The sequence below is a fragment of the Novosphingobium pentaromativorans US6-1 genome (assembly GCF_000767465.1).
GTDB classification, from domain to species: Bacteria; Pseudomonadota; Alphaproteobacteria; order Sphingomonadales; family Sphingomonadaceae; genus Novosphingobium; species Novosphingobium pentaromativorans.
Map to the genome: position 1 here is coordinate 3,500,245 of NZ_CP009291.1, position 11,390 is coordinate 3,511,634.

Genomic DNA, 11,390 nt, shown 5'->3' on the forward strand with positions numbered 1-11,390 from the left:
TGCTCAGGCATGTGCCGGTGTGCCGCCTGCACCGGGAGGATGCAAGTCGCTCAGTTTTCCGGGGCGGCTACCGGGTCCGCCTTGGGGAAATTGTCGAAGAGAGCGGTGGCCAGCTTGCTGGCGATGCGGTCGTCGCTCCAGTCGTCGTCGCCTTCGCGGGTGGCGATCGTGGCATAGCCTTCCCACAGGACCTTGCCGCTGGCCTCGTCGACGATGCGCGTGTCGAGCCGGGTGGAAATCAGCGCGGCGCGCGGCTTGGTAAGGTCGATGTTGATGCCAAGGCCATAGGCCGAACCCCGATTGCTCACGCCCATGGCGGCGGTGCCGCTTACGGGACTGCGCTTTTCCTCGGCAGGGGCAAGCACTTGCCGGGTGATGCGCAGCCGGGCGACCTGCCCCGGCGTCGCGCCGGAATGGAGCGTGTCGTAGCCCGCACCGACCAGCGCGTTCTCGATTGCTGCTTCGTAAGTGGCCCGCTTGCCGGAATCGAACCAGGGGCCGTCGCCCGATTCCGATTCGACGGTGACCGGGCCGTGACCCAGGGTCGCGGCGGCATCGCCTTGGGCCGCGAAGCGGCTGACCTCTACCCGGCCCTCGCGCGAATCGCGGGACCGCGATGCGGCGCGCGCGGAAAGGCGGTCGGGATAGCGGTCCAGCGGATCGTCCCAGGCGGATCGGCCCCAGCCGGAACCCCAGCCCAGCGGCCGGGCGAAAGCCGGGATCGGCGCGAAGGCAGGGGATAGCGCCATGGCGGCCATGCCCGCGGCGAGAAGCGCGCGCTTGTGGTTGTGCATTACCGTCTTCTCTTTTTTCGAGTTCAGTGTCGTCGCGCCCGGCGATGGTATATGATGGCGTGCCATTGCCGGGCGATGAACGGAGCCTAAATCTCAGTCGGATGCCGCAGGAATTGCCCGCCGGCGCTTGACTTTGCATGCAGCGACCATTAACGGCGCGGCTTCAATTTTCCGGCGGTCGGTAACCGCCCGACACACGCAGACGAGACAAACGATGAAGATTCGCAATAGCCTCAAGTCGCTCAAGGGCCGTCACCGTGACAACCGCGTGATCCGCCGTCGCGGCCGTACTTATGTCATCAACAAGACCAATCGCCGCTTCAAGGCGCGTCAGGGCTGATTCGTTTCGCCCATCCCTGTCGAACCCGGCAGGGATAACCGGCGGACCGGCCCATTGGTTCTGAAAGACATGAGGCCCCCGCCATTCGCGGGGGTCTTGTCTTGTCCGGAACAATCGAAGCCGTCGTTTTCGACGTGGGCCGGGTGCTCGTCCAGTGGGACATGCGCCGGCTCTTTGCGCAGCTGATCGACGATGCCGATCGGCTCGACTGGTTCATGACCCATGTCGTGACCGAGGAATGGCACTTCCTGCACGACGCCGGCCGCGACCTTGGCGAACTGGTCGCTGAGCGCAAGACGCAGTTTCCCGGCAACGATCACCTGATCGACGCTTATGCCACCCGCTTTCTCGAGACCATTCCCGGCAATGTTCCGGGCAGCCACGAGATCGTGCGCGAACTGGCCGGGCGCGATGTGCCGCTTTTTGCCATCACCAATTTCGCCAGTCCGTTCTGGCGCGAGTACCGGGAGAGCGAGCCGCTGTTCGACCTGTTCGGCGACATCGTCGTTTCGGGCGACGAGAAGATCGCCAAGCCCGATGCGCGCATCTTCGAGATCGCCTCGCGCCGTTTCGGCCATGAGCCCGGCGCGATGATCTTCATCGACGACAATGCGGCAAACATCGAAGCTGCGGACAGGCTCGGCTGGAACGTCCATCACTTTACCGACGCGCCCCGGCTGCGCGAGGACCTGACGCGGCGCGGGCTACTCTGAAGGCGCCGGCTCCGGTCAGCTGACCGGGAGCGGATCGGTCCGGTTTCGGCCGCTTTCGCGTGCAGAAAATTTATTTCGCAACTGCAGCGTAAACTCTTGGCAACTCCCCATCCATGTTGCATCACATGGACAAACGGGAGTCACAATGTCGGCTGCTACTGGTATCAAGTATGACGAGATGCTCGACGAGGACGGCTCGGTCCGTCCTGCCTACGCCGAATTCAGAAACTGGTACGACTCTCAGGACAAGGCCTGGCTGAAACGCCAGGACGCCGAGGCCGAAAGATTCTTTCGCCGCATCGGAATTACTTTCAACGTCTATGGCGACGATGCCGCCGAAGAGCGGTTGATCCCGTTCGACATGATCCCGCGGATCATCACCGCGCGCGAATGGCGCAAGCTGACGCGCGGGATCGAGCAGCGGGTGAGGGCGCTCAATGCCTTCCTGCAGGATCTCTACCACCGGCAGGAAATCATCCGATCCGGGCGCCTGCCGATCCACGCCCTGCGCAACAACGAGGCGTTCCTGACGCAGATGATCGGGTTCACGCCGCCGGGCGCGGTCTATACCCACATCGTCGGCATCGACCTCGTGCGCACCGGCCCCGAGGAATTCATGGTGCTGGAGGACAATGCCCGCACCCCGTCCGGCGTCTCGTACATGCTCGAGAACCGCGAGACGATGATGGCGATGTTCCCCGAGCTGTTCACCAGGATCCCGGTGCGGCCGGTCTCGGACTATCCGCGCCGCCTTGCGCGCTCGCTGCGTGCCTGTGCGCCGCCGGCCTTCAAGGGCAGCAAGCGGCCGGTGGTCGCGGTGCTGACTCCGGGCATCTACAATTCGGCCTATTTCGAGCACGCCTTTCTGGCCGACCAGATGGGCGCGGAACTGGTGGAGGGCAGCGACCTTCGCGTCGTCGACGGCCGCGTCGCGATGCGCACTACCTGCGGCTACAAGGCGGTGGACGTGATCTACCGCCGTGTCGACGACGACTTCCTCGATCCGCTCAGCTTCAACAAGAACTCGGTTCTCGGCGTTGCCGGGATCATGGACGTCTATCGCGCCGGTGGCATCACGATCGCCAATGCGCCGGGCACGGGCATCGCCGACGACAAGGCGATCTACAGCTACATGCCCGAAATCGTCGAGTTCTACACGGGCGAGAAGCCGATCCTGGACAATGTGCCGACGTGGCGTTGCAGCGAGCCGGACTCGCTCGCCTACGTGCTCGACAACCTGAAGGACCTCGTCGTCAAGGAAGTCCATGGCTCGGGCGGCTACGGCATGCTCATCGGCCCGACGTCCTCGAAGAAGGAACTGGCGGCCTTCGAGGAGAAGCTGCGCGCCCGGCCGGAAAACTACATCGCCCAGCCGACGCTCTCGCTCTCGACGGTGCCGATCTTCACGAAGGAAGGGCTCGCCCCGCGCCACGTCGACTTGCGGCCCTTCGTACTGGTGTCGCCCGACGGCATCGACATCACGCCGGGCGGCCTGACCCGCGTGGCGCTCAAGAAAGGTTCCCTGGTAGTCAACTCGTCGCAGGGCGGGGGCACCAAGGACAGCTGGGTTCTGGACGAATAATGCTCGGTCGTGCTGCCTATGGCGTCTTCTGGATGGCCCGCTACCTTGAACGGGCGGAGAACACCGCGCGCCTGATCGACGTCGGTTTCCACCTTGCGCTGACCCGCGGGGACAAGGCCTCGCAGGACGAGGAGTGGAAATCGGTCCTCACCACCACCGGCCAGCTCGAAGCCTACAAGGCGGCGCACAAGGACATGACCGGACCGCAGGTGTTCAACTACCTGCTGCGCGACAGGGAGAACCCCGCCAGCGTCCTCAGGATGGTCGAAGCCGCCCGCACCAATGCGCGCGTCGTGCGCACAAGCATCACCAACGAGGTCTGGGAAGCCACCAACGACGGCTGGATGACCTTGAGCGAGATCCTCTCGCGCCCGGTTCGCGAGAGCAACCTGGGCGAAGTGCTCACCGCCGTTCGCGGTCAGGCGACCCTGGTGCGCGGCGCCATGGGCGGCTCGATGCTGCGCAACGACGTGTTCAACTTCGCGCGCATCGGCACTTTCATCGAGCGCGCGGACAACACTGCCCGCATTCTCGACGTGAAGTACTACGTCCTGCTGCCGTCCGTCGCCTGGGTCGGCTCCAGCCTCGACAATGCCCAGTGGGATACGCTGCTGCGCTCGGTTGCGGGCAGCCGCGCCTATTCCTGGCTCAACGCCGGTTCGATGGACCCGCGCGACATCGCCCGCTTCATGATCCTCGACGGGCAGTTCCCGCGCAGCCTGGTGTTCTGCTTCGAGAAGATCCGCAGCAACATGGCCGGGCTGGCCAAGCAGTACGGGCATGAGACCGGCGCTCACGAACTGCTGCGCAACGTCGGCGCGCGACTGCACCAGACGACGATCGAGGAGATCTTCGACATGGGTCTGCATGAGTTCCTTCAGGACTTCATCGGCAAGACCAACCTGATCGGCGACGCCATTGCCGCCGACTACCGCTTTATTGAATGAGGCTCGCCTAGTGCTCCTGACCGTAACGCACACGACCCGTTATGCATTCGCCGACAGTGTCACGCACGGTTTGCAGCGCCTGAGATTGAAACCCAAGTCCACCCACGGCCAGGAAGTGATCGAGTGGGACATGGACCTTTCCGGCGCAAAGCGCGAAGCCGAGTATGACGACCAGCACCACAATCATACCGAACTGGTCTCGATAGAACCGGGGGTGCCGGAAGTCGTCGTGACCTGCCGCGGGACGGTGCGCACGATGGACAACAACGGCGTCACCGGACAGCACACCGGGCACATGCCGCTCTGGTGCTTCCTGCGCCCGACGCCCCTGACGCGCGCAGGCAACAGGGTTCGCTCGCTGGTCGCCTCGATCGGGGTCGACCGTCACGATACGCTCAACTACCTTCATGCCCTGTCTCACGCCATCGCAGAGCAGGTCGAGTACCTTCCGGGCACGACCGACGTCACCACCACCGCGGAACAGTCGCTGACCGCGGGGCAGGGCGTGTGCCAGGACCACGCCCACATCTTCATCAGCGCCGGACGGCTCCTCGACATCCCGATGCGCTACGTCGGCGGTTACCTGTTGATGGACGAGAAAGTGGAGCAGGAGGCCGGCCACGGCTGGGCCGAAGCCTACGTGCAGGGGCTGGGCTGGGTCGGCTTCGACATCTCCAACGCGATCTGTCCCGATGAACGCTATATCCGGGTCGCTACCGGCTGCGACTACAGCGAGGCCGCCCCGGTCACCGGAATCGCCATCGGTGCTGGGGAAACGCAGCTCGATGTGCATTTGTCGGTCGGCCAGAAGATGCTAGGGGGACAGCAGCAGTCCTCGCCAGGCGGGCAGCAGCAGCAAATGCAGGGTCGCTGAGCGGCCGCTCAGGGCGCTGTGCCGGGCGGGGTTCGCTGAAGCGGTTGCAGGGGCTTAGAATTCCATGACCTATTGCGTGGGCATGATGTTGGAACGTGGCCTCGTGCTCATGAGCGACACGCGGACCAATTCAGGCGTCGACAATATCTCCACCTTCCGCAAGATGTTCCACTGGGAAGTGCCCGGGGAGCGCATCATCGCGGTGATGTCGGCGGGCAATCTGGCAACCACGCAAGCCGTCGTCAGCCAGCTTGAAGAGCGTAACAAGGCGCCTTCCGATCGTCACAACTCGCTGCTCGATGCCGAATCGATGTTCCAGGTGGCGACCATTGTGGGCAATCTCCTGCAGGACACCATCGCCGTGCGCGCCGCCGACAACGGGCAGAGCGCGGCGGGAACCTTCAGCGCCTCGCTGATCGTCGCAGGGCAGATCAAGGGCATGGAGCCGCGTCTCTTCCTGATCTACCCGGAAGGCAATTTCATCGAGGCTAGCTTCGACACGCCTTTCTTCCAGATCGGCGAAACCAAGTACGGGCGCCCGATCCTCATTCGCGGCTACGAGCCCAAGATGAGCTTCGAGAATGCAGTCAAGCTGATGACCGTATCCTTCGATTCGACGCTCAAGGCGAACCTGTCGGTCGGCATGCCGCTCGACCTGCTGGTGATCGAACGAGACACTTTCACGCCGCTGCACGAACGCCGCATCGAATGGGACGATCCCTATTTCCAGGCGGTCTCTACCGGCTGGGGCGAAGCCTTGCGCCAGGCGCTGGACGCCTTGCCGGACTATCACATGGATACTGCCCTGCAGACGGCGGCGGAGTGAGCCTGCTGCTTGGCCGGGGTTTCACTGGGCCTCGGCGTCATCCTGAACCCGTTGCAGGATTCATGTCTGCGGATCGGACGGCAGTGCCCAAGACACGATAGATCCTGCAACAGGTTCAGGATGACGCGTGAGGGCGGGGGTGATCCTGTCCATTTAACCATGCGTCCTGGCCTGCAGGCCAGGATCAGCCTGAACGCAGGTTGCTGCCTGCACCTCCAAGCGCGAAGCCAGCGGCAGAGCCGCCTATCTATCGGCAGAAATTCGCCCCGTCGGCTTCCAGATGGAAGTGATTGCGGTGTGCCGCATTGTACTGCGGGCCAAGGACGGTTCCGAATCGCTTGCACGCGCTCTGGTGCACGACGCGCAGGAACCGGCGTTCGGCATCGGTCCCGCCGTCCCAGTCGTCCAGCACGCTGATCCGGCGCCCGTCGTCGAGCACGAAGGCGGAAACGTCGATGGCATTGGCGGTGGCATGACCGGAGCGGCGGTTGGTCCCCGCGACATTGCGGCAACTGTAGCTGCCGTAGGTCTCGATTCGCATGACCCGGCTGCCGAGGATCTGTTCGGCCGCGCGGTCGACGCCGAATCGGGCCCAGCCGGCAAAGCCGGTTGCCACCGAGCAGGTGACGGGACCGAGATTCGACAATTCGAGCGATGCCGTATCGCTGTGCAGGCTGGCGAGCCGGACCGTGCCGACATTGGAGCAGCCCTGGCCGAAATACTGGTCGGGCAGGGGCGTGAACGAGGCGCGTTGCGCGCTCAGTTCGGACAGGCACTGGCGGTAGGCCGGGCGCGGGCTGAGAGTGCCGGAAGCGGGGCGCGAGGCCGACTTTTGCGTGGCCTGGGGAATGTCCATGCAGGCGGCGAGCGGGGCCAGCAGCGGCAGGATGAGCAGGAGTCTGCGCATGAACAAAGTCTCGCAGGGATTGGTTAACAGAATATTGCCAAGGCCATCGGGTCTCGGTCTTTGCGATGAAGCGAGCGCAGGCTTCACCATCAGGGGCATGCGTTATCCACTGCAATGCGATTGACAATTTCGGGTGGGAGACTAGAGGCGGCTCCGGGCCACGCGGTCCCAACGCCGCGCGAGCTCTCTGCAAGGAGAGTCTTTATGACTGATATTACGATACCGACGCGCAAGCCTGCGCGTCCGCACTTCTCTTCCGGTCCCTGCGCCAAGCCGCCGGGCTACTCCCCCGAAAAACTCAGCGTCGAATCGCTTGGCCGCTCGCACCGTGCCAAGATCGGCAAGTCGCGCCTTCAGTACTGCATCGACCTGATGCGCGAAGTGCTGCAGCTGCCCGAGACGCATCGCATCGGTATCGTCCCCGGTTCGGACACCGGCGCGTTCGAAATGGCCATGTGGACCATGCTCGGCGCGCGCGGCGTGACGACGCTGGCTTGGGAAAGCTTCGGTGAGGGTTGGGTCACCGATGCCGTCAAGCAGCTCAAGCTGGATCCGACCGTGATCCGCGCCGACTACGGCCAGTTGCCGGATCTTTCGCAGGTGGATTGGAGCAACGACGTGCTCTTCACCTGGAACGGCACCACTTCGGGCGTTCGCGTTCCGAATGCCGACTGGATCCCGGCCGACCGCGAGGGCCTGTCCTTCGCCGACTCGACTTCCGCCGTTTTCGCCTACGACATCGACTGGTCGAAGATCGACGTCGCCACCTTCTCCTGGCAGAAGGTTCTGGGCGGCGAGGGCGGCCACGGCGTCCTGATCCTCGGCCCGCGTGCCGTCGAGCGCCTTGAAAGCTACACCCCGTCCTGGCCGCTGCCGAAGGTCTTCCGTCTCACCAAGGGCGGCAAGCTGACCGAAGGCGTGTTCAAGGGCGAGACGATCAACACCCCCTCGATGCTTGCCGTCGAGGACGCGATCTTCGCTCTCGAATGGGCCAAGTCGCTGGGTGGTCTTGAAGGTCTCAAGGCCCGTTCCGACGCCAATGCCGCTGCGCTCGACAAGATCGTCGCGGAGCGCGACTGGCTCGGTCATCTCGCTGCCGATCCGGCCAGCCGTTCGAAGACCTCGGTCTGCCTGACGGTCGAAGGCGCCGACACCGACTTCATCAAGAAGTTCGCGGCGGTCCTTGAAAAGGAAGGCGCTGCCTTCGACGTCGCCGGTTACCGCGACGCCCCGGCGGGCCTGCGCATCTGGTGCGGCGCCACTGTCGACACCCAGGACATCGAGGATCTCGGTCCCTGGCTCGACTACGCCTACGCCACCGTCAAGGCCGGCTAAGCCAATCAATTCGTCATCCCCGCGAAGGCGGGGATCCATACTACCTCAAGGTTAGACGCAAGGGCGGATAGAATGTCCGCGCTTGCGGGAATGACGAGGAAAGACATGACCACCAAGCCCAAAGTCCTCATTTCCGACAAGATGGACCCCAATGCCGCGCGCATCTTCGAGATCCGCGGTTGCGACGTCGACGTGATCACCGGCGAAACGCCGGAACAGCTCATCGCCCGTATCGGCGACTACGATGGCCTTGCCATCCGTTCCTCGACCAAGGTCACCAAGGAAGTGCTCGCCGCGGCGAAGAACCTCAAGGTGATCGGCCGCGCCGGCATCGGCGTCGACAACGTCGACATCCCGGCTGCTTCGTCGCAGGGCGTCGTCGTGATGAACACGCCCTTCGGCAACTCGATCACCACGGCCGAACACGCCATCGCCCTGATGTTCGCGCTGGCCCGCCAGCTGCCTGAAGCCAATGCCCAGACCCAGCAGGGGCTGTGGCCGAAGAACGGCTTCATGGGCGTTGAAGTCACCGGCAAGACCCTCGGCCTCATCGGCGCGGGCAACATCGGCTCGATCGTCGCCAGCCGCGCGCTGGGCCTGAAGATGAAGGTAGCCGCCTTCGACCCGTTCCTCACGCCTGAGCGCGCGGTGGAAATGGGCGTCGAGAAGGTCGACCTCGATACGCTGCTCGAGCGTGCCGACTTCATCACGCTGCATACGCCGCTGACCGACCAGACCCGCAACATCCTGAGCCGCGAGAACCTCGCCAAGACCAAGAAGGGTGTGCGCATCATCAACTGTGCGCGCGGCGGCCTGGTCGACGAGCAAGCGCTCAAGGACCTGCTCGACTCCGGCCATATCGCCGGTGCGGCTCTCGACGTGTTCGTCACCGAGCCGGCCAAGGAATCGCCGCTGTTCGGTACCCCGAACTTCATCTGCACCCCGCACCTCGGTGCTTCGACCAACGAAGCGCAGGTCAACGTGGCGCTGCAGGTGGCCGAGCAGATGGCCGACTACCTCGTCAACGGCGGCGTCACCAACGCGCTGAACATGCCGTCGCTCTCGGCCGAGGAAGCGCCCAAGCTCAAGCCCTACATGGCGCTTGCCGAACAGCTGGGCAGCCTCGTCGGCCAGCTCACGCATGACTCGGTTCCGCGGATCTCGATCCACACCGAGGGCGCTGCAGCCGAACTGAACATGAAGCCGATTGCAGCCGCCGTGCTTGCCGGCTTCCTGCGTGTCCAGTCGGACTCGGTAAACATGGTCAACGCCCCGTACCTCGCCAAGGAGCGCGGTCTGGAAGTGCGTGAGGTCAAGACCGAGCGCGAAGGCGACTACCACACCTTGATCCGCGTCTCGGTGAAGACCGAAGCGGGCGAGCGTTCGGTGGCCGGCACGCTGTTCAACAACGTCGAGCCGCGTCTGGTCGAACTGTTCGGGATCAAGGTCGAAGCCGAACTGGCCGGTCACATGATGTACATCGTCAACCAGGACGCACCGGGCTTCATCGGCCGCATCGGTTCGCTGCTGGGTGAAAACGAGATCAACATCGGCACGTTCAACCTCGGACGCCGTGAAGCCGGCGGCGAGGCCGTGCTTCTTCTCTCGGTCGACAGCGCTGTGCCTGAAGGCGTGCTCAAGCAGGCCTGCGAAGTGCCGGGCGTGCGCATGGTGAAGGCGCTCTCGTTCTGATCGGACCGTAAGAGCTCCCAATGGAAAGGGGCCGGTGCGCTGCACTGGCCCCTTTCTTTTTGCGGGCAGGGAAGGGGGCGAGGGCCTTCCGCGGATGCGTCCTTGCACCTTGCGGTCACCTTGCGGTCCAAACGCATTCGACAATCCGCTCCCTTGCCGTTAAGGGCCCACCCATCATGCAGGATACCGATCGCGATCTTCTGCCCGAGGGGCTTGGTGACAGGTTGCCGCAGCAGGCGGCCGTTTCGCAGCGTGTGCGCCGCACCGCGCTGGATGCCATGGCGAGCCATGGCTACGAACGGGTGGAAACGCCGACCATCGAATTCGAGAAGTCGATGGCCAGCCGCATGGCCGGCGTCCAGGTGCGGCGCATGTTCCGTTTCGTCGATCCGGTGTCGCTGCGCACGCTGGCGCTGCGTTCGGACATCACCATGCAGGTCGGTCGCATTGCCGCTACCGGCCTTGCCGCGGCGGCGCGGCCGCTGCGCCTGTGCTATGCCGGGCAGGTCGTCACCATCAAGGGCGACGGGCTCGACCCGGCGCGCGAACGGCTCCAGCTCGGCGCGGAGCTGATCGGCAGCGATTCCGTTGCCGCTGCCGCCGAGATCGTCGAGATCGCCATCGAGGCGCTGCGCGCTGCCGGTGCCAGCGGCATTTCGGTCGACTTCACGCTGCCCGATGTCGTCGATGCCCTCTCGGCCGATGCGCTGCCGCTGGCGGCCAGCCAGATAGAGGCGGTGCGCCAGATGCTCGATGCCAAGGATGCTGGCGGGCTGGTCGATGCCGGGGGCGAGGCGTACCTGCCGTTGCTCTATGCCGTCGGTCCGTTCGAAACCGCGATCGAGCGGCTTGCTGCTTTTGACAACGCGGGCGTTCTTGCCGGACGCATTGCAGGCCTGCGCGAAATCGCCGCGCGGGTGGATGGCAAGGCACGCCTGACGCTCGATCCGTCGGAACGTCATGGCTTCGAATACCAGTCATGGTTCGGCTTCACGATCTATGCTGAAGGCGTATCGGGCAGTCTGGGCCGGGGCGGTACCTACCGCATTCTCGGCCAGCTCGGTGGACAAGATGGTGAGCCGGCGGCCGGATTTTCGCTCTATCCCGATCCGCTGATCGAAGTCCTGGCGAGCGAACCGCAGGATACGAAGAAGCTCTTCCTCCCGCTCGGGCACGATGCCCGCGTGGCCGAGCAGCAGCGCGCGGTTGGCTGGACGACGGTGGCCGCGCTTGGTGAAAAAGACGACCCCATCGCGCTGGGCTGTTCGCACCGGCTGGAAAACGGCGAGGCCGTTCCTCTCTGACCTTGAGGGTGAAGGCGCTGGCGAATCGGTTATCCGCGCGCGGCGTGCCGGGTTCGTCCATGTCCTTAACACAAGG

11 protein-coding genes are annotated in these 11,390 nt (G+C 64.3%); 9 read left to right on the forward strand and 2 right to left on the reverse strand.

Annotation, left to right across the window (positions count from 1 at the left end; all coding sequences use genetic code 11):
* Nucleotides 1-50: 50 nt before the first annotated feature.
* Nucleotides 51-794, reverse strand: a complete 744-nt coding sequence (locus JI59_RS16470) for a DUF4136 domain-containing protein (RefSeq protein WP_238532457.1) — start codon at nt 792-794, stop codon at nt 51-53.
* Nucleotides 795-1,008: 214 nt separating this feature from the next.
* Between JI59_RS16470 and ykgO the strand changes: the two genes are divergently transcribed.
* The 6 genes from ykgO (at nt 1,009) to JI59_RS16500 (ending at nt 6,076) form a co-directional block, all read left to right on the forward strand.
* On the forward strand, nt 1,009-1,134 hold the full coding sequence (ykgO, locus tag JI59_RS16475; RefSeq protein WP_004210176.1) for a type B 50S ribosomal protein L36: 126 nt from the start codon (nt 1,009-1,011) through the stop codon (nt 1,132-1,134).
* 101 nt (nt 1,135-1,235) lie between these two features.
* Nucleotides 1,236-1,847 carry an HAD family hydrolase gene (locus JI59_RS16480; protein WP_007011536.1) on the forward strand — a complete coding sequence of 204 codons (612 nt, stop codon included), beginning with the start codon at nt 1,236-1,238 and terminating at the stop codon, nt 1,845-1,847.
* A 145-nt stretch (nt 1,848-1,992) separates the two neighbouring features.
* Nucleotides 1,993-3,429 (forward strand): circularly permuted type 2 ATP-grasp protein, encoded by a 1,437-nt coding sequence (locus JI59_RS16485; protein WP_007011535.1) that lies wholly within the window; start codon nt 1,993-1,995, stop codon nt 3,427-3,429.
* A complete protein-coding gene (locus JI59_RS16490) occupies nt 3,429-4,376 on the forward strand; it encodes an alpha-E domain-containing protein (RefSeq protein ID WP_007011534.1) in 948 nt (315 codons plus the stop codon). Before JI59_RS16485 ends, JI59_RS16490 begins: the two co-directional genes overlap by 1 nt.
* Nucleotides 4,377-4,386: 10 nt before the next feature.
* A complete protein-coding gene (locus JI59_RS16495) occupies nt 4,387-5,250 on the forward strand; it encodes a transglutaminase family protein (RefSeq protein WP_007011533.1) in 864 nt (287 codons plus the stop codon).
* Between the two features lie 64 nt (nt 5,251-5,314).
* A complete protein-coding gene (locus JI59_RS16500; protein ID WP_007011532.1) occupies nt 5,315-6,076 on the forward strand; it encodes a proteasome-type protease in 762 nt (253 codons plus the stop codon).
* 247 nt (nt 6,077-6,323) lie between these two features.
* On the opposite strand, the gene JI59_RS16505 is transcribed toward JI59_RS16500, so the two are convergent.
* Complete coding sequence (locus tag JI59_RS16505; protein WP_038577749.1) at nt 6,324-6,983, reverse strand: extensin family protein; 660 nt, start codon at nt 6,981-6,983, stop codon at nt 6,324-6,326.
* 204 nt (nt 6,984-7,187) lie between these two features.
* Between JI59_RS16505 and JI59_RS16510 the strand changes: the two genes are divergently transcribed.
* From JI59_RS16510 to JI59_RS16520, 3 genes are all read left to right on the forward strand, one after another.
* Nucleotides 7,188-8,318, forward strand: coding sequence for a phosphoserine transaminase (locus tag JI59_RS16510; protein ID WP_007011530.1), 1,131 nt, complete (start codon nt 7,188-7,190; stop codon nt 8,316-8,318).
* Between the two features lie 105 nt (nt 8,319-8,423).
* Nucleotides 8,424-10,010, forward strand: coding sequence for a phosphoglycerate dehydrogenase (gene serA / locus JI59_RS16515; protein WP_038576396.1), 1,587 nt, complete (start codon nt 8,424-8,426; stop codon nt 10,008-10,010).
* 176 nt (nt 10,011-10,186) lie between these two features.
* On the forward strand, nt 10,187-11,314 hold the full coding sequence (locus tag JI59_RS16520) for an ATP phosphoribosyltransferase regulatory subunit (RefSeq protein ID WP_007011528.1): 1,128 nt from the start codon (nt 10,187-10,189) through the stop codon (nt 11,312-11,314).
* Nucleotides 11,315-11,390: the final 76 nt, after the last annotated feature.